Annotated in this window: 13 protein-coding genes; 4 read left to right on the top strand and 9 right to left on the bottom strand. The window is 54.1% G+C overall.

Translation table 11 applies throughout. The features are described from left to right. The 4 genes from rfaE2 to HF324_RS10110 are packed head-to-tail and all read right to left on the bottom strand — an operon-like array spanning position 1 to position 4,332. Positions 1 to 1,494, bottom strand: coding sequence for a D-glycero-beta-D-manno-heptose 1-phosphate adenylyltransferase (rfaE2, locus tag HF324_RS10125; protein WP_168859705.1), 1,494 nt, complete (start codon positions 1,492 to 1,494; stop codon positions 1 to 3). After that, complete coding sequence (locus HF324_RS10120) at positions 1,478 to 2,062, bottom strand: D-glycero-alpha-D-manno-heptose-1,7-bisphosphate 7-phosphatase (protein ID WP_168802362.1); 585 nt, start codon at positions 2,060 to 2,062, stop codon at positions 1,478 to 1,480. Before HF324_RS10120 ends, rfaE2 begins: the two co-directional genes overlap by 17 nt. 3 nt (positions 2,063 to 2,065) lie before the next feature. Then, entirely contained in the window at positions 2,066 to 3,319 is a 1,254-nt protein-coding gene (locus tag HF324_RS10115; RefSeq protein WP_168802361.1) for a glycosyltransferase family 4 protein, read from the bottom strand. A 32-nt stretch (positions 3,320 to 3,351) separates the two neighbouring features. Next, complete coding sequence (locus HF324_RS10110) at positions 3,352 to 4,332, bottom strand: glycosyltransferase (protein ID WP_168859704.1); 981 nt, start codon at positions 4,330 to 4,332, stop codon at positions 3,352 to 3,354. 310 nt (positions 4,333 to 4,642) lie between these two features. Here HF324_RS10110 and HF324_RS10105 point away from each other — a divergent pair, with 310 nt between their 5' ends. The 3 genes from HF324_RS10105 (at position 4,643) to bglX (ending at position 8,600) form a co-directional block, all read left to right on the top strand. Continuing rightward, positions 4,643 to 5,146, top strand: a complete 504-nt coding sequence (locus tag HF324_RS10105) for an inorganic diphosphatase (protein ID WP_168859703.1) — start codon at positions 4,643 to 4,645, stop codon at positions 5,144 to 5,146. Between the two features lie 235 nt (positions 5,147 to 5,381). Further along, positions 5,382 to 6,296: a TolB family protein gene (locus HF324_RS10100; RefSeq protein WP_168802358.1), complete on the top strand. Its 915-nt coding sequence runs from the start codon at positions 5,382 to 5,384 to the stop codon at positions 6,294 to 6,296. A 33-nt stretch (positions 6,297 to 6,329) separates the two neighbouring features. Then, positions 6,330 to 8,600: a beta-glucosidase BglX gene (gene bglX, locus HF324_RS10095; RefSeq protein WP_168859702.1), complete on the top strand. Its 2,271-nt coding sequence runs from the start codon at positions 6,330 to 6,332 to the stop codon at positions 8,598 to 8,600. Between the two features lie 158 nt (positions 8,601 to 8,758). On the opposite strand, the gene HF324_RS10090 is transcribed toward bglX, so the two are convergent. After that, positions 8,759 to 9,523, bottom strand: coding sequence for an SDR family NAD(P)-dependent oxidoreductase (locus HF324_RS10090; protein WP_168859701.1), 765 nt, complete (start codon positions 9,521 to 9,523; stop codon positions 8,759 to 8,761). Between the two features lie 151 nt (positions 9,524 to 9,674). On the opposite strand from HF324_RS10090, the gene HF324_RS10085 reads away from it, so the two are divergent. Beyond that, positions 9,675 to 10,565 (top strand): helix-turn-helix domain-containing protein, encoded by an 891-nt coding sequence (locus HF324_RS10085; protein ID WP_168802355.1) that lies wholly within the window; start codon positions 9,675 to 9,677, stop codon positions 10,563 to 10,565. Here the strand turns inward: HF324_RS10085 and HF324_RS10080 are convergent, their stop codons facing one another. The 4 genes from HF324_RS10080 to HF324_RS10065 all read right to left on the bottom strand — a co-directional run bounded on the left by HF324_RS10080 (position 10,566) and on the right by HF324_RS10065 (position 18,440). Next, entirely contained in the window at positions 10,566 to 11,669 is a 1,104-nt protein-coding gene (locus tag HF324_RS10080) for a Gfo/Idh/MocA family protein (protein WP_168802354.1), read from the bottom strand. A gap of 102 nt (positions 11,670 to 11,771) precedes the next feature. Further along, the gene (locus tag HF324_RS10075) at positions 11,772 to 13,190 is read right to left on the bottom strand and encodes an arylsulfatase (protein ID WP_220101289.1); all 1,419 of its coding nucleotides are present in this window, start codon (positions 13,188 to 13,190) and stop codon (positions 11,772 to 11,774) included. An 18-nt stretch (positions 13,191 to 13,208) separates the two neighbouring features. After that, complete coding sequence (locus HF324_RS10070; protein ID WP_168802353.1) at positions 13,209 to 14,987, bottom strand: RagB/SusD family nutrient uptake outer membrane protein; 1,779 nt, start codon at positions 14,985 to 14,987, stop codon at positions 13,209 to 13,211. A gap of 18 nt (positions 14,988 to 15,005) precedes the next feature. Then, positions 15,006 to 18,440 carry a TonB-dependent receptor gene (locus tag HF324_RS10065; protein ID WP_168859700.1) on the bottom strand — a complete coding sequence of 1,145 codons (3,435 nt, stop codon included), beginning with the start codon at positions 18,438 to 18,440 and terminating at the stop codon, positions 15,006 to 15,008. Positions 18,441 to 18,493: the final 53 nt, after the last annotated feature.

Genomic DNA, 18,493 nt, shown 5'->3' with positions numbered 1-18,493 from the left:
TCAGACTCCTGTTTTATAAGACGCAGGTAAAAGCTTCCGGCTGGAGATCTCCCTGATAATAGCAGTAGTAGATCTTCCTTTCACCAGCGGCAACAACTGTACTTTTCCGCCCAGCTGTTCCACCAGCTGCGCTTCCGGCAGCGTTTCCAGTGTATAATCTCCTCCTTTAACAAAAATATCAGGCCGCAGGGCTGTAATCAGTTCACAGGGAGTATCGTCTGTAAACTCACCAAAGGGGATGATATGGGTCACGGCCGATAGTCCGGCCAGTACCTCCATTCGTTCTGCCAGTGTATTCACGGGCCTGTCGTTTCCTTTCAGGCGGCGGATGCTGTCATCGGTGTTAATGCCGACGATCAGTACGTCACCCAGCTCACGCGCGTTGCGCAGGTAGTTCACATGACCGCTGTGCAGGATATCGAAACAGCCGTTGGTAAAAACGATCCTGCTGCCGGCATTGCGGTACAGTGTGCCCAGCATGGCCAGGGTGGCGATGTCCTCCACAAATTTGCCCTGCACCGCCGATGCGGCCATCAGTTCCGCTGAAGTGCAGGACGCAGTAGTATCCTTTGTAATGGCAATGCCCGCTGCCATGCCTGCGATAGTGGCCGCAGATACCGGGTCCGCTCCATAAAGCGATGCCAGCGTATAAGTGCTGATATAAGTATCCCCGGCTCCGGACACCTGCGGATGACGCACCTTATGCGCAGTGGTATGTGCTGCCAGCTGATCTTTGATAAAGACCAGCGCTCCTTCGTCATCCAGCGTGACAGTAGTGACCGCTGCTCCCGTGAGGGCATAGAGGTCCCTGCCCACATCCTGAAGCGCTTCCGTCCTTTTACCGGCGCCAAACTGCAAATGCAGCAGCTGTGCCACCTCGAGGCTGTTGGGCTTTGCGACCGAAGGCCGTAATGATGCAAACTGCCGCAGGTCTTTCGCATCCACTGCTAAAAAATTATCGTATAGCCGGCGCAGTGATTCCAGCGCCGCTATCACACGGGGCGTAAACAGCCCTTTATGGTAATCAGCCAGCACAACGGCATCATACTGACCATAGCAGGATTCCAGTTTTGCTATCAGCTGTTGTTCCAACGCCGCTGATATCGCGGTTTCCGTACCGCTGTCGTAACGGGTCAGCAGCTGCGTGCCGGCCACCAGGCGCGTCTTCACCATCGTGCCCCTGTCGGGCGCTTTGATGACGGCGGCATTGATTTGTTGCTGGGTTAGCAGGCCGCAGATGTCGAGGGCGCCCTCGTCGTTGCCGGTAACGCCCATACAGGTTACTATCGCACCCATGCTGGCGAGATTGTATGCCGTATTGCCGGCGCCACCCGGCGCCTGTTCGCACGTAGCAATCTCCAGTACCGGCGCCGCAGCCTCCGGGCACAGGCGGGTACTCCGCCCTTTCAGATAGACGTCCAGAATAAGGTCTCCTACTACCAGTACTTTAAATTGTTTTTCGCGTGCGCATAACTGTTTAAAGAAAGTTTCCATACGCTTTGTTTTGGGCTGACTCAAGAATCGTGTCTGCCGCGGCTGTCAGTGATGGCACACGGAAGTCCGGTGTATTAAAAGCATTAAAATCCCATTGTGTTTCATGGCCGTTGTCAATCAGGATAGTACGGCAACCTACGCGGTTGCCCGCTTCCATGTCGTGCAGGATATCTCCGATCATCCAGGATTGATGCAGGTGCAGGTGATGATCGCGCGCAGCATGTAATAACATGCCCGGTCTCGGTTTCCGACAGATACACGACTGGCGGTAACGTTCTGTTTTACCCGCCGGATGATGCGGGCAGTAATACACGGCATCCAGTTGAACGCCGGCCTCTCCCAGCAGCTCCTGTATCCTGTCAAATACCGGAAGGAGGTCTTCTTCCTGGAAGTAACCATGGGCCACGCCCGACTGGTTAGTAACCATGATCAGCATAAACCCTGCCGCCTGCAAGGCGGCCAGCGCTACGCCGGCGCCCGGCTCCAGCACTACTTTGTGCGGGTCGGCATTATAGGGCACATCTTTAATCAGGGTCCCATCCTTGTCTATAAACACAGCTTTGTTCATTACTCATATGGCGGCTTTAATGGTCCTTGAATCCTGGTGAGCCAGCACTGTTTCGTATAACTTATGCATACGGCCGGCTACCTGCTGCCAGGTAAACAGCTTCCGTATCCGGTTTACCGCCGCTTCTCCCATCGCCTCGCGCTTTTCGGGATTGGCCAGCAGCTGATTGATAGCACCGGCCAGCGCTTCCGGGTCTTTCGGCGGTATCAGTTTACCGGTAACGTCATCGACTACACTATATTTAATCCCTCCTACATTGGCGCCAATGACCGGCGTACCGCAGGCCATGGCTTCCAGCGGCGTAATACCGAAGGGCTCATACCAGGGTGTCGTGATAAACAGGTCAGCTGCTGAATAGTAATATTTCAGCTCGTCCCTGTTTTTATGTCCCACAAAACAGATCCTGGCGGCCACACCCAGCTCTTTGGCCAGCATCCGCAACCGTTGTGCTTCGTGGTTATGCTGTGTAGGGTGCGCATCGCCGCCGACCACTATCAGCCTTGTTTTGTGCTGTCCGCTGCCCAGCTTCGCCAGCGCCTGGATGACATTGTCTATTCCCTTTCGGGGCACCACACGGCCCAGCTGCAGCAGTATCCGTTCGTCCTGTGGCAGACGCAGCAGGATACGCGACAGTTGTTTATCTATCGGAAAAAATTCTTCCGGCGTTACCCCGCAGGGGATCACCGCTATTTTCTCCGCCAGGGCGTTGTAATGTGTCAACAGGTCTTCCCTGTCCTGCGGACATTCCGCAATGATAGCGTCTGCGGCCGCCATGGTCTGTTCTTCAATGGCAACGCGCTCGGGCGGAAAGCGGTCCTGGTCGCCCTGGAACAAACGGCGGATATGTCCCAGCGCATGGAACGTAACGACATAAGGAATATGCAGTATGCTTTTCAGCTCCATGGCCACCAGGGCGGACATGAAAAAGTTAGCATGTATCAGCTGGTAGTCCATTTTCTCCTCCCGGATAAACCGCAGCATATCATCGCGGAAAGCTGCCATATACGGCAGTATCCGTTCTTTCTCCACCTGTTCCGGCGGACCGGCATCGATATGAATAATGCGGATGCCTTGCATCCATCGCAGGCACCGCGGGTAGTCCTTGTTCTCCCGCCTCGTAAAAATATCAACGGCATATCCTTTCTGGGCCAGCTGCCGGGCCAGTTCTCCCACATAGACGTTTTGTCCGCCGGCGTCAATGCCACCCAGTACTGCCAAAGGAGAAGCATGCTCACTGATAAATGCTATTCTTTTCATATGCTTGAAATTTATACGTAAAAAAACTGTTCCTAAACCACGGCGCTCTCCCGCTGAAAGAGGTTGCCCGATTGCCACTCCGGCGAAACCACCCTGCTGAACGCCGCTTCCCATTCTCTCGTAAAGCGGCCGATGTCAAACAACGCCAGCGCAGTTTGACGGGCGGCTGCTCCCAGCTCCAGGGCGTGGTCCCGGTCGTTGATAAGCAGCTGCATTTTTTCGATGAGGTAGTCCACATCGGTGTGGATATACCCGTTCACCCCGTCGCGAATGATGGTCACCAGCTCTGTGGTAGCCAGCGCCACCACCGGCAGGCCCTGCATCATGGCCTCGCATACTGCCAGCGCCAGGCTGGTATGCCTTACCGGGTGAAAGTAAAAGCGGTAGTGACTTCTCACCGACGGTAAGGCCGGGTGCAATATCTCTCCTATCCCTTCCGCATTACCCATGCCGGCGAGTTCCAGCGGTACCTCCCGGCTTACCTGCTGATAGATGTCCCAGCCCAGCGTACGGCCCCGCTGCTGCAGGTGGTTAATAGTTACCAACCCTCCGGGTATATCGCCGCAATAAGGCTCTACGGTATCGGTAACGCCGTGCGATATAACAGTAACGGGCGTACGATTATTATTCCACATCAGCTTGTTGTAATGGGTAACATGTACCAATAATACGCCGAGGTCATCTACCACATGCTGCTGGTTGACCGTATCGGTGTGGGGCGTATTATGTTCCAGGTAGATCTTCGGCAACGACCGCTGTTCCGCAGAGAGCACTTCATACTGGTCCGTCAGATAGTTCTTTGCAGACTGAAACAGGATGCAGTCGAAATGGTAGTGCTTTACATCCCCAAAAGGGATTTCATGCACATTATCACCAAAAGGAAATGTATGGCCTCTTCCAAAATAACCTTCATCACGGGCTTCCCGCACGGGGATGTAGATATCATAATGGCCTTGCGACAGATAGTACAGATAGCTACCGTGTACATGCCAGGTAAAAATGCTGTGTCTCATTATTACATTATTGCTTCACTAACGGACAGGCAACAATGAAACCACTTCGCACGAATGGCTCAAACACAGCTACCGCAAGCATTCCCGGCTGTCTTCATGAGCTTGGATCAAACACCCGAAGCGACTGTCAAATCGTTTAAAAAGCCATCAGGCAGCGTGCTTAACCGGAACCGCCTGTCTGTGGAACCATATGCATAGAATATAATTCACACTCCTAGCATCATTCTCTACAAGGTGTTTCGGTGAGATGCACACAGCTGTTCTCAGACACGGCCAGCATAGTTTATGCACACTATCTGAAAAAACGATTATGGATAAAACGGCTGTTAAGGTGGTGATTGAAACCCCCAGAGGTAGTACAGAGAAATATGATTACGATAAGAAGTCAGGTTATTTCCTGCTGAAAAAAATTTTGCCGGCCGGCATGGTGTTCCCTTATGATTTCGGCTTCATCCCCGGCACCAGAGGGGAAGACGGCGACCCGCTGGATATCATGGTGCTCTCTGAGTTCAGAAGTTTTCCCGGCTGTATGATGGAATGCCGGCTGCTGGGCGCCATCATCGCAGAACAGGGGAAGGAAAAACAAAAGAAAGTGCGTAACGACCGGTACCTGGCCGTTCCCATCTGTTCCGGTGCTTTTCAATATTTACACGATATTGATCAGCTACCGCCTGAAATGACCGTTCAGCTGGAAGACTTTTTCATCAACTACAACAAGGCGGAAGGGAAAGTCTTTCAGCCGCATGGGCTGATGAATGCTGACGGCGCTTTCAAAGAGATCAAAGCCAACAGCAGCAGGCAAAAGGGGAAGTGACGGTTTGTATTTATTCCCGGTGAGAGGCTTTTCGTATTTCTCCGTTCGCCAGGCGGGGGCAATGGCGCCGGCACAGACTCCAGGCGACCGATTTTTCGCGTTCATATCAAAAAGACTTTTTATCTTTCAGCTACGCAACATACAGGGACACCCATCCGATAGTAAAGCCCTTCTCCTGCAGACCATCTGTCCCGCGCCAAAAATTCTGTCGGCATACAACGCATATGAACCGCATATGATTACACGTACCCTGACGAGTGTCACTTTCTTTTTCCTGCAAGCCCTTTTTTGTATGGGGTATAGCTATGCGCAGGCCCCTGCCGGCGTGCACAGTTACCTCGAAATCATCGACATCAGGACCGGTAAACGAACGGTAGTTTATTCGGCAGCAGGACTGCTGGAATCGCCCAACTGGTCTAAAGACGGCCGTTACCTGCTTTATAATAAAAAAGGCCGGCTGTACCGGTACTGGCTGAGCGATCGGATAACGGACGAGCTGCCGTTTGACAGCACCTTACAGGCCAACAACGATCATGGTTTCTCACCGGACGGCTTACAGCTGGCTATCAGCGCCGGGGACGGCGGTTCCCGTATTTACACCGCTTCCGCCGAAGGAGGGCCCCTGCGGCAGCTCACCGGCCAATCCCCGTCTTATTGGCATGGCTGGAGCCCGGATGGTAAAACGCTGGCTTTTGTAGGGCAGCGCAACGGTGATTTTGACATCTATACCATTCCGGCAGACGGCGGGCCGGAAAAAAGGCTTACCCGGGAAAAAGGGCTGGACGACGGTCCGGACTACTCTCCCGACGGGCAGTACATTTATTTCAACTCCTACCGTACCGGCAGGATGCAGATCTGGCGGATGAAAGCCGACGGCAGCGATCCGGAACAGCTGACTGACGACCGTTACGCCAACTGGTTCCCCCACCCTTCTCCCAACGGGAAGCAGGTTGTATTCCTCAGTTTCACGGAAGACCAGCAGCAGGAACATCCTTTCGGCAGGAATGTACAGCTTCGTTTGCTCGACATCGTTAGCCAGACCGTCCGGGACCTTACACCGGTTTTCTTTGGAGGACAAGGCACAATCAATGTACCTTCGTGGTCTCCTGACGGCCGGCGGCTTGCCTTCGTATCCTACCGGATACCCTGATACGCCCCGCCTGCAGGCCCTAAAATACACGAGATGAAGAAGCTACTAATCGGACTACTGCTGGTAGTCGCCACGGAAACACATGCACAGGATGCTAAAATGAACGCCTTTATCAGTAACCTGATGGGCAAAATGACGTTAGAAGAAAAAATCGGCCAGCTGAACCTGGTGGTGCCGGGAGGCGGTACCGTTACCGGTTCGGTAGTCAGCCAGGGGGTTGACGACAATATCCGTAAAGGCAATGTAGGCGGCCTTTTCGGGATCACCGGCCCTGAGAAGATCCGCAAAATACAGGATATCGCCGTTAAAAGCTCCCGCCTGCACATCCCGCTCATTTTCGGGCTGGACATCATCCACGGCCACAAAACCATTTTCCCTATCCCGCTGGGCCTCTCCGCCTCCTGGGATATGGGACTGATTGAACGCAGCGCCCGCATCGCCGCACAGGAAGGCACCGCCGACGGGCTCTCCTGGGCTTACTCCCCCATGGTAGATATCTCCCGCGATCCCCGGTGGGGCCGCATCGCAGAAGGCTCCGGGGAAGACCCTTACCTCGGCTCCCGCATCGCCGAAGCAATGGTAAGGGGCTACCAGGGCAAAGACTACAGCCAGGGCACCACGCTGATGGCCTGCGTCAAACATTTCGCGCTCTACGGCGCCGCTGAAGGCGGCCGCGACTACAACTCCGTTGACATGAGCCGCATCAAAATGTTCCAATACTACCTCCCTCCCTATAAAGCCGCTATCGATGCCGGGGTTGGCAGCATCATGACCTCCTTCAACGATGTGGATGCCGTACCTGCTACGGGCAACAAGTGGCTGCTCACCGACCTGCTCCGCAAACAGTGGGGCTTTAAAGGACTGGTGGTAAGCGACTATACCGCAGTAAACGAAATGATGGCCCACGGCCTCGGCGACCTGCAAACCGTGTCCGCACTGGCACTCAAAGCAGGGCTGGACATGGACATGGTAGGTGAAGGGTTCCTGACTACCCTCAGGAAATCACTGCAGGAAGGGAAAGTCACCCTGCAGGACATCAACAACGCCTGCCGCCGTGTACTGGAGACCAAATACAAATTGGGCCTCTTCGATGATCCTTACCGCTATATACGGGAAGACCGCGCGGCCAAAGATATCCTGACCCCGGCCAACAGGGCCGCAGCCCGCGAAATAGCCGCCCGCTCCTTCGTGCTGCTGAAAAACGACCGGCAAACGCTGCCTCTCTCCGAAAAAGGCACCATCGCCCTCGTTGGCCCGCTGGCCGACAGCAAAAACAATATGCTGGGCACCTGGGCCGTATCCGGCGACCTGCAACAGGCCGTTACGGTTCGTGAAGGTATCCGCAACGTAGCAGGCGACAAAGTGAAAGTGCTCTACGCCAAAGGCGCCAACCTCACCGACGATACCACCCTCGCCAAAAATGTAAATGTCTTCGGTCCCCGCGCTGAAATAGACAGCCGCACCCCCGATGCCATGCTGCAGGAAGCCCTCGACGCCGCCAACAAAGCCGACGTGGTGGTGGCAGTACTGGGCGAAGCGTCCGAGATGAGCGGTGAAAGCGCCAGCCGTAGCAATCTTGACATCCCCGAAAGCCAGCAGGTACTGCTCAAAGCCCTGGTTAAAACCGGCAAACCTGTCGTACTGGTGCTGATGAACGGCCGCCCGATGACCATCAGCTGGGAAAACACCCATGTGACTTCCATCCTCGATACCTGGTTCGCCGGCACCGAAGCAGGCAACGCCATCGCCGACGTGCTGTTCGGCCGCTACAACCCCTCCGGGAAAATCACCGCCAGCTTCCCCCGCAACGTCGGACAGATACCGGTATTCTATAATCATAAACATACCGGCCGCCCGCTGGAAGGCGCCGCTTTCCAGAAATTCAAATCCGATTACCTCGATGTACCCAATACACCGCTGTATCCCTTCGGCTATGGCCTCAGCTATACCACCTTCTCCTACAGCGATGTGAAAGTGAGCAAACAAAATCCCGCCGGCAATGAAACCATTACCGCCAGCGTGACCGTGACCAATACCGGTAAATATGCCGGCGAAGAGGTAGTACAACTCTACCTCACCGACCCGGTAGCCTCCGTCACCCGCTCCGTACAGGACCTCATCGGATTCCGTAAAATATCCCTGCAGCCCGGCGAAAGCAAGGAAGTAAGCTTCAACATCTCACCGGACAACCTGAAGTTCTACAACAGCAATCTCCAATACGTCTGGGAACCGGGCGAATTCATTATCCGCATTGGTACCAGCTCCGCGGATACAAAATCTGCGACGGTCAACTGGAAAAAATAATACTATAAATTATTCGCGCGAAAAGCGAAATAATCACAGAAAAATCAAAAAAATAAAACAGCCATGGCATCGCGCCCATGGCTGTTTCGTTATTCATCCGCCTGGATGATTACCAGCGGCTTACACCTGCATAGCAGGAATATCCCTGCTCATCGCAATTACAGATGTATCCCCCCGGATACCTCTATCCGCTGCCCGTTGATCCATCTTCCTTCTTCGGTCAACAGGAAAGCCACCACACCGCCGATATCTTCCGGCAAGCCCACACGGCCCAGTGCCGTAGCATCTGCAATGCTCCTGTTAAGCTCCGCATCATCTCTTACATGACCGTTGCCGAAGTCTGTTTCAATAGCGCCGGGGGCTACTACGTTGGCGGCTATACGACGAGGCGCCAGCTCTTTGGCCAGATAACGGGTCAGCGTATCTATCGCGCCTTTCATGGAACCATAAGCGGAACTGCCGAAATAAGAAAACCGCGCCAGGCCGGAGGAAATGTTGATAATACGGCCGCCGTCGTTCAGCAAGGCCAGCGCCTGCTGCGTCAGGAAAAACACGCCTTTGTAATGCACATTCAGCACGGTGTCAAATTCTTCTTCCGTCGTTTCGGCAAACGGTTTATAGAGGGCGGTACCGCCGTTATTCACCAGGAAATCGAAATGGTCTGCCTGGAAAGTGCTTTCCAGCAAGGCTTTTAACCGTTGAAAAAAATCCTGGAAACTTTTGATATTACCGGCGTCCAGCTGAAGCGCCGCTGCTTTACCGCCTTTTTCACCGATGGCCGCTACCACCGCTTCCGCCTCTTCCTTCCTGCTGTGATAAGTAATCACCACATCGATACCTTTTTCTGCAATACGCAGCGCCATATTTCTACCCAGACCACGGCTGCCGCCGGTTACCAGTGCTATTTTTTTACGGGATGTCATAAATGAAATTTGTTTTTGTTTTTGATAACACAAAGGTAGGCCCACTACTGCTGCGGCTGGTTGTGTGTATCAATCCATTGTTTGCAAAATTCAAACCGGCGGACGGATGTCCTCCTTTTCGTACCTTTGAATACTGTAAATCCGATACTATATGGATAGTACTACGCTGAAAGATTTCTACCGGGAAACCAACAGGCAGGAACCGGCAGACGCCCAACGGGAGATCGGTCATTTTAACGTGTTCAATACCGCCGAAGTCAACAAAAAGGTAATGCCTTATAACCGGCGTACATACTATAAAATCAGCCTTATCCAGGGAAGAAACCGCGCTGAATACGCGGATAAGGTCATCTCCGTGGAAAAAAACGCGTTGCTGTTCGCTACGCCCCGCATCCCTTATAACTGGGTGCCGCTGGACGAAGAACAGGGCGGCTGTTTCTGTATTTTCAACGATGAATTCCTGACCCGCCATACAAGCGGCGTTGTGCTGGAAGATCTGCCGATCTACCGGCCCGGTGGCGTTCCGGTGTTCCAGCTGTCGGATGAGGAAGCGGCCGAAATACTGGCCATCTTCCGGAAAATGCAGAAGGAACTGGCTTCCGACTACCGCTATAAATATGACCTGTTACGCAATTACGTTATGGAGCTGATCCATCACGGCCAGAAACTGCAACCGGCAGACACCTTAAATCCCACCCATAATGCAGCTACCAGGGTATCTTCCCTGTTCATGGAACTGCTGGAAAGACAGTTCCCGGTAGCCACGCCGCAGCACAGGGTTGGACTGCGCACAGCAAAGGATTACGCCGGGCAACTGGCCGTACATGTCAACCATCTTAATAAAGTACTGAAGGAACAGACGGGCAAAACCACCACTGAACTGATCAGCAACCGGATTTTACAGGAAGCCAAGATACTGCTGAAGCAAACAGACTGGAGCATCTCCGAGATCGCTTACAGCCTCGGTTTCGAAGAGCTGGCCCATTTCTCCAATTTCTTCCGGAAACAGACATCGCTGGCGCCCAATACTTTCAGGGGATAGTTATCCCAGGTGCAGGTCCACCCGGCGGCCCGTCTTCACCGCCTGATAGATAGCGTCGATGATCTGCAGATCTTTCAGCCCTTCCTCACCGTTGACAGGCACCACCGGTTGTTTGTTTTCCAGCAGGATGCCCGCCATCTCATCCATCTGTACTGTTTGATGGGTTTTATGCGGTTGCGTCAGTTCCCCTTTATGTGTACGGCCGCGGATAGGGCCATAACCGGTGGATGGCTGCAATTCCGCAAATCCTTTCTCCCCGTTTAAAAAGAAACGATCGAGATTATTCATGTTGTAGGTCGACAGGCAGGAGGCTACAGTGCCATCCGGGAATCCCAGCTGAAACTGTATCGTTTCATCCACGCCTTCTTTAAATTTCACCGGATCTGTTTTCGTTTCCTGCGCCGTCACCCATACCGGCTCAGCACCCACCATATAACGGGCGCCGTTGATCGCGTAGATACCGATGTCCATCAGGGAACCTCCCCCGGCCAGCGCCTTGTTCAGCCGCCACTGCGTAGGGTCGCCGATGCGGAAACCACACAGCCCCTGGAAGAAAAGGACCTTTCCGAACTCCCCATCGTTACGCATCCGGACCACCTCCAGCGTTTTGGGTTCAAAATGCATACGGTAACCTACCAACAGCTGCACGCCGGCTTTTTTACAGGCTGCGATCATCTCCCTGCCTTCTCTGGCATTGAGCGCCATCGGCTTTTCGCAGATGACATGTTTACCTGCCGCAGCCGCACGGATCACATTGTTGTGATGCAGCGCATTGGGCGTGGTTACGTAAACGACGTCGATGTCAGGGTTGTTTTTGATCTGATCGAACGTGTCGTAGCTGTAGCAGTTCTTTTCGGGAATACCATACTTGTTTTGCCAATCCTTTATTTTGGAAGGCGTACCGCTGACAATACCGGTGAGTTTGGCTTTTGTGCAGGATTGCATGGCTTCTGCCACGCGGTTGGCATAACCGCCAAGGCCCATCAGGGCCACACGGAGCACCTGTCCGTCACGGCGCGGCATGGCAAGCGCGGAAAGCGATGATAGTGGAATGGCCATGGTAGCGGCTGCCACCTGTTGCAGAAAATTACGGCGTGTATGCATAAACGGGAATTTTAAACGTCACTAATAATACAAAAAATTAACCGTTAATGCAAAACGGCCAGCCTTTTACAGGCCGGCCGCTTCATCCGTAGTGTCCTTTCATTAATGTGCTGTCAGCGGGAACACCGGGCTTTCCACATGTGCTTCCTCCATATATCCTTTTATTTTTTTCACGATATCGGGATGAGATGCCGCCACATTGTGCTGCTCTGCCGGGTCTTTATCGAGGTCGTACAGCTCCAGCGGCGCCTGTGCGTCTTTCATCACTCCTTTGCGGAACCCTTTCCATTTGCCCATACGTACGGCCTGTGTACCGTTGTCTTCATGAAACTCCCAGTACAGGTAAGGATGCTGAGCCTGCTTACCTTTGCCGATAAGCGTGGGCACCAGGGAAACACCATCTGTATAGGGTGGCTTCGGAGCGCCGGCGATTTGCGTAAAAGTAGGCATCAGGTCCCAGAACGCGCCCACAAAAGCATTGCGGCTGCCCGCTTTCACCTTGCCTGGCCATTTTACGATGAAAGGCGTGCGGATACCGCCTTCATACAGGTCCCGTTTGAAACCCCGCAGTCCGGCGGAACTGTTGAAGAACACCGGGTCGGCGCCGCCTTCACGGTGTGCACCGTTGTCGCTGCTGAAGATAACGATGGTATTTTGAGTAAGCCCCAGCTGGTCCAGCTTGTCGAGGATCTGCCCTACATAGGCGTCCAGGCGGGTGACCATCGCCGCATAGGTGGCATGTGGCTTCTCCACGGAAGCGTAACCCGGCACCAACGCGCCGGGGCCGTAGTCGTTACCCTTATGCGGCGTTTCCGGGAAAGCGTTTTCATATTGTTGGTAATACTGATCGTCAGGCCCTGATAATTCTGCGTGTGGCAGGATAGACGGTACGAACAGGAAAAATGGCTTGCTGCGGTTGTTTTCAATGAAAGCCAGCGTCTGTTGCTGTATTAACTCCGGCGCATATACTTTTTTCTGCCGGAGATCATTGCCTTCCAGGTCGATGCGCGTGTTGTTGCTCCACAGGTGTGTGGGATAGTAGCGGTGCGACTGCCGCTGGCAGTTATATCCGTAAAACACATCGAACCCTTTTTTATCGGGCGCACCGGTAGTCCCTACCATGCCCAGTCCCCATTTTCCGAATGCGCCGGTCACGTAACCGGCCTGCTGCAACATCTTCGCGTAGCTCTGCACGGTGTCTGCCAATGGCTCCTGCCCTTCCGGCTGTATCTCTTTGTTGCCGCGCACGTAAGTGTGACCGGTATGCTGCCCTGTCAGCAGCGCAGAGCGGGACGGCGCACACACGGACGTTCCGGCGTAAAAGCGGGTAAACAGCATCCCCTGACGGGCCAGCCGGTCAATGTTCGGCGTTTTGATTTTCTGCTGCCCATATACGCCCAGGTCGCCATAGCCCAGGTCATCCGCAAGGATAAACACGATGTTGGGACGCTGCTGCGCTTGCGTGGACGCCCCTGTGAACAGTAAGGCCGACAGCAGCGGTAGAACAATTTTTTTCATCATCACGTTCAGTTTTACGGGTTATTTCCATCCGGGGTTCTGTACCAGACTGGGGTTCAGCACCGTTTGATTGGATGGGATCGGATAAAGATAATAATACTCAGGGAATGGAGCAGGCGGCACCTTCTCGTAGGCGATGTATCCTTCGGTAGCGCCGTTCTGCACAGGGATGGGCGCTGTGGCGGATACGTCCACCCCTTTTTTGATCCAGCGGCCCAGTTTCTGTTGCAGTGCATAGTCCATTTTCTTCCAGCGACGGAGGTCGTCAAACCGGAAAGATTCACCCATCAACTCTATCGCCCGCTCACGGCGTATCTCCCAGAGTGCAGGCGTTACCGTTGGATCGCGCGTAGGGTCTGCAGGGATGGCCGCCAGCTGCAACGGCGCCACACCGCCGCGGGCGCGCAGTTTATTGATCGTCTGATCAGCAATGCCCTGATCAAATTCGCCCAGCTCATATTTCGCTTCTGCATAGTTGACCATCACCTCTCCCATGCGGAAGATGGGCGCATCGTTCACATCGAGGTTCTGCACCATCTGTATCTTGTTGCTGAACTTATAGAAACGGTAACCGGTATACGTTACATTAAAAGGTTGCCCACGGTTATCGTCTGCAAAGTGCGGCTCCTGCCGTACCACCAGCCCCTGCCAGTTGAGCGTAGGCAGCGTTTTGTTTTTAGGACCGGAGATAGCGGCCATCACCGGGAAATACTCCTGGTCCGCAGGATCGCCGGTAGGCTGCCAGTTCATGCTGGGATGGTTCACCACCACTTTAAACGGTGGCGGCACGGTGAAGTATAAACGTTTGTCACGGTTGCGGAACTCGGTGTAGGGAGACTGATCACCGGCAAACTGCTGACTGGTCCAGCGGGTTTGCCCGTCTGTCATCAGGTACATGTCCACCGCCTTTTTGGTCAGGTCCCAGCGGCCTGCGGAGTTACGGCCCAGCGATGCCAGCGAATGGAACACCTGCGTTTGTTCGTACTGTTTATACAGCAGGATGCCCGGTACGTTGGCCAGCGACTCGCTGTTGAAATCCAGGTCGTAGTTAGGGTTCAGCAGCGGAAAATCTTTTACCAGTTTGGCAGCGGCATCAGCGCTGGCGCGCAGGTAAGGCAGCGGATCACCAAGCTGGTGGTACCTGCGCCAGGTGCCTTCCGTAAGCCCGAAACGGGAAATCAGCGCCCGCACAACATGTACATTGATGGTATTGGGACCGTCGCCGGCAGGTTTGATATGTGCTTCCGCCCACAGCAGCTGATCGAGGATCTTTTGCGTCACTGCTGCGCGGGGCGTACGTTTGGCGTAAAGCTGGTCCACATCGCCGTCCGACAATGCCTTCTCTACCCACTGCACATCGCCGTATTTATTCACCAGGTTGGCATAGCTGTAAGCGCGGAAAAAATATCCCACGCTGCGCCAGTGGTCTTTATCAGCCGCTGAAATGGGCGACTGGTCCAGGTTATCGAGCATGATGTTCACCGCGCGGATCCGTGCATAGGGATCTTTATAATCATCAGAAGACGACGGGATGGTAACGCGCTGCCATATCCAGTTGGACTCCCCGTTGGGGTTGGCATTCAGGAACAGGTCCCCGTCATATTCTTTATTCACGTTGGCGCTGCTGTATCCGGGAAACACTTCATAGAACTGCCATGCGTAAGCTTTGATATTATCGTATTGTGTAAACGTGGTTTTCTCTGTGAGCTGGTCTTTTGGTTGCAGGTCCAGCCGGCCCTGGCAGCTGTGCAGCAACAAGGCGGCAGCAGCAACGGAAACAATATGTTGAATACGGTTCATACTGATTGGTTTTGCTGGTTAGAAATTAACATTTAGACCGAAGCTGTATTTCTTCAGGAAAGGATAGATACCGCCGTCGCTCACGATATTGGCGTCAGCCTCCATACCATCCGGCAGGTGATCGAAGGTGAAAAGGTTTTCACCGGTCACGAATACACGGATATTATCGATGAAAATGCGTTTCAGCAGCGACTTGGGAACAGTGTATCCCAGCGTGATATTTTTCACCCGCAGGTAAGCGCCGTTGGATAAATACTTTGTCTGCACGAAACGGCTCTTGTCTGCGTTACCGGCGCCATCAGGATAGCCGCGCGGATAAAAGCCATTGGGATTGGAAGGCGTCCAGTAGTCGAGATTGTGTTTGTACATGGTGCCGAACTGGTTGAGATAGGGCCAGTACAGCTGGTTGCTCAGCCACAGGTCTCTTTTGCCCACGCCCTGCAGGAAGAAGGAGAAATCGAAATTATTCCAGGAGGCGTTGCCGAAGATACCGAACTGGAAGCGGCGCTGGCTGTTGCCGATAATTTTCCGGTCGCCCGGATCTGACAGCGTGTTATTGCCGGTGAAAATCTGGCCGTCGCCGTTCAGGTCTTCATAGCGGATATCACCGGGGTTCTGCGGTACGCCGCGGTATCCGGGCACACCGGGCAACAGCGTGCCTTTCTGCAGGTTAGCGTCCAGCGATCCTTTCCGGAAATCATCTACGGTGTAAAATCCATAGGTGCCGAAGCCCCATATCTCCCCGATCTCCTGCCCGGTGTAGTAGTTGTCCAGCTGCCCGTTTGCGTTGATGTTCAGCAGGCCGGCGGGGTTGTTGTACCGGGTAATGAAAGCGCGGCTGTCTGACAGGTTGAAGCCGATGGAGTAGCTCACTGACCTTATTTTATCTTTCCAGGACATCTGCAGTTCCCAGCCTTTGGATTCCAGATCGGCCACGTTCTGCAATGGTGCGGGAGCGCCCAGGATGGCAGGCAGTTCCGCGCCTGGCGCCAGCATGTTCAGCGTGCTGCGGCGGTACCAGTCGAACGTGGTATTGAGGCGGTCGCGGAACAGGCTGAAGTCTGTACCGAAATCGAGGGTACGTACTGTTTCCCAGGTGAAGTCGGAGCTAACCAGTGCAGGCATGCCCAGCGACACATAACGGATGTTGGTCGCGGGGTCCGTCCAGGCGGCGTTGTAGGGTTCCATGCCAGGGATATAAGGATAATAGTTAGGGACCCTGTTGCCCGCTTTATCTGTTTTAAACACCACCTGGTTGCCGATTTCGCCAAAGGACGCACGCAGTTTCCATTGTGACAGCACCGGGCTGAGTGGTTTCATAAAAGCTTCTTCACTCACATTCCAGCCGGCAGACACGGAGGGGAAGAAACCGAAGCGGTGGCCCGGTGCAAAGCGGCTGGAGCCATCGAAACGGCCGTTTACTTCCAGCAGGTATTTGTTTTTGTAGTCATAGTTGATGCGTCCGAAATAACCGGAAATAGCGTACTCGCCGAAGCCGTCGCCGCCGGCGATGGTGCCCGTGGAGGTAGACAGGGAAGGTACCTGCGGGCTGAGGATGTCCAGCCGGTTGATACTGAAGTTTTCCTGCTTGCTGATTTCCTGGTTGGTACCGATCAGTACGGTGGCGTGGTGCTGCCCCAGCGCTTTGGTATAACTCGCGTATAGGTTGACCGCCTGGTACACCGTGCGGTCATTGGCGCGGGTGTAGCGGGTATTGTTGTTGAGGAACTGCCGGTCGTAGGTGGCGGCATTGATGTATTCATTTTTACCCCTGATCTGCCGGTTGTCCTCATTCTTTTTGTTGTAGGTATATTCTCCGGTGATCTTTAATCCGTTCAGCGGATTGTACTCCAGTTTACCGAACAGGCGCAGATCGTCTCCAAAGGCCGTGTTGACCGGCTCTGTACGCACCACGTTGTTCGGCGTGTTATAAGGCAGCACATCGCCGTTAGGAGCGGTACCATAACCGGTAGGTATATACGAACTGTAGGTGATCGCGTTGTAGAACAGGCTGCCGAAATCTGCCGGCGTGGTGCGGTTGCTGTTTTTGTAGAACAGGTTGACGCTGGCGTTAAGGTTTTTCGTCAGCTCCGTTCCGAGATAGGCATTGAAGTTATAACGGGTGTATTTGTCTTTGTTGGTGACAAGGATGCCGTCTTCCCCGGTGTAGCCGCCGGACACGCGGAACGTTGTTTTTTCAGAGCCGCCGCCGAAAGAGAAGTTGTGCATCTGTTCAAAGCCGCGGTTGAACAGTTCACCGTAGAGGTCTGTTTGCATCAGCGGATATTTCAGGCCGTTCACCGTCGTATAGCCGTCGGGGTAAGCAGCCGGGTTTTGCTGGTATTCCTCCAGCAGTTTCAGCCAGGTGTTCACGTTCTGGCCGGTCCAGTAGGAGTTGGTACCGAAGTCTTTCAGTGCGCGCACCAGTTCCAGCGGCGTGGCTTTCTGCGGCAGCGTGGTAGGTGAGCTGAAAGTGAAGTTGGTGGAATAGTTAAAGCGGACGGGCTGGTTTTTCTTTCCTTTTTTGGTGGTGACCAGTATCACGCCGAAGGCAGCGCGGGCGCCGTAGATAGACGCTGCCGCTGCGTCTTTGAGTACAGTAACGTTGTCGATGTCTTTGGGATTTACATCATCGATGTCCATGGGAACGTTGTCTACCAGCACCAGTGGTTCGCCGCCGTTGATAGAGGTATAGCCGCGGATGTTGATAGCTGTGGAGGTGCCGGGCTGTCCGGAGCCGTAGGTGATCTGCAGGCCCGGGACCGCGCCCTGCAGGGCTTGTGAGGCGGAGCTCACGGGCCTGTCGCCGAGGACTTCATCCATTTTCACGGAGCTGACGGCGCCGGTGAGGTTCGCTTTTTTCTGGGAGCCGTAGCCCACTACCACTACTTCGCTCATGGCAGACAGGTCTTCCAGCAACACGATGTTCATGGTGACCGCGGCTTTGATGTCCTGCTGAGCGTACCCGATAAAGCGGACCGTCAGCACTGACGCCGGTCCCTGCACGTTGAGCGAAAACGCGCCTTGTCCGTCGGTAATGGTGCCGTTGGCGGTCCCTTTCTCGAGGATGCTGACGCCGGGGAGCGGTTCCCCTTTGTCGTTGGTCACCCGGCCTTTCACCGGCATCTTCACGAGGAGCGGCGCGGTGGCGGGGGTGAGTGTTTTGCTGCCAATCAGGATGATTTTCCCTTCGACCCGGTATGACAGGGGTTGATGATAGAGCGCTGTGGCCATCACTTCGTCGATGGAAGCGTCTTTTACCGATATGCTTACCGGGGTGGCTTTCTCCAGTATTTCCGTGCTGAACAGCACATCATACCCGGTCTGTCGCCGGATTTCGGCGAACACTGTTTTCAGGGAGGCTTTTTCCAGTCTGAGCGTCACCTGCTGCGAAAATGCTGCAGCCGACACCTGCATAAAAGCGACCGTCATCAACAGAAACGTCAGCTTCATAACATTTAAAAATTTTGTTAGGTACTGGTGACGGGGGTTCCTGGTGGTGGGAC

It is taken from the genome of Chitinophaga oryzae (assembly GCF_012516375.2).
Taxonomy (GTDB): Bacteria; Bacteroidota; Bacteroidia; order Chitinophagales; family Chitinophagaceae; genus Chitinophaga; species Chitinophaga oryzae.
Note: the sequence above shows the minus strand (reverse complement) of the source record. Positions and strands in the feature narration are given on the sequence as shown.

Excerpts from the sequence above, each read along its gene's own strand:
- rfaE2 (WP_168859705.1), bottom strand. The coding sequence starts at position 1,494 with ATGGAAACTTTCTTTAAACAGTTATGCGCACGCGAAAAACAATTTAAA.
- HF324_RS10120 (WP_168802362.1), bottom strand. The coding sequence starts at position 2,062 with ATGAACAAAGCTGTGTTTATAGACAAGGATGGGACCCTGATTAAAGAT.
- HF324_RS10115 (WP_168802361.1), bottom strand. The coding sequence starts at position 3,319 with ATGAAAAGAATAGCATTTATCAGTGAGCATGCTTCTCCTTTGGCAGTA.
- HF324_RS10110 (WP_168859704.1), bottom strand. The coding sequence starts at position 4,332 with ATGAGACACAGCATTTTTACCTGGCATGTACACGGTAGCTATCTGTAC.
- HF324_RS10105 (WP_168859703.1), top strand. The coding sequence starts at position 4,643 with ATGGATAAAACGGCTGTTAAGGTGGTGATTGAAACCCCCAGAGGTAGT.
- HF324_RS10100 (WP_168802358.1), top strand. The coding sequence starts at position 5,382 with ATGATTACACGTACCCTGACGAGTGTCACTTTCTTTTTCCTGCAAGCC.
- bglX (WP_168859702.1), top strand. The coding sequence starts at position 6,330 with ATGAAGAAGCTACTAATCGGACTACTGCTGGTAGTCGCCACGGAAACA.
- HF324_RS10090 (WP_168859701.1), bottom strand. The coding sequence starts at position 9,523 with ATGACATCCCGTAAAAAAATAGCACTGGTAACCGGCGGCAGCCGTGGT.
- HF324_RS10085 (WP_168802355.1), top strand. The coding sequence starts at position 9,675 with ATGGATAGTACTACGCTGAAAGATTTCTACCGGGAAACCAACAGGCAG.
- HF324_RS10080 (WP_168802354.1), bottom strand. The coding sequence starts at position 11,669 with ATGCATACACGCCGTAATTTTCTGCAACAGGTGGCAGCCGCTACCATG.
- HF324_RS10075 (WP_220101289.1), bottom strand. The coding sequence starts at position 13,190 with ATGATGAAAAAAATTGTTCTACCGCTGCTGTCGGCCTTACTGTTCACA.
- HF324_RS10070 (WP_168802353.1), bottom strand. The coding sequence starts at position 14,987 with ATGAACCGTATTCAACATATTGTTTCCGTTGCTGCTGCCGCCTTGTTG.
- HF324_RS10065 (WP_168859700.1), bottom strand. The coding sequence starts at position 18,440 with ATGAAGCTGACGTTTCTGTTGATGACGGTCGCTTTTATGCAGGTGTCG.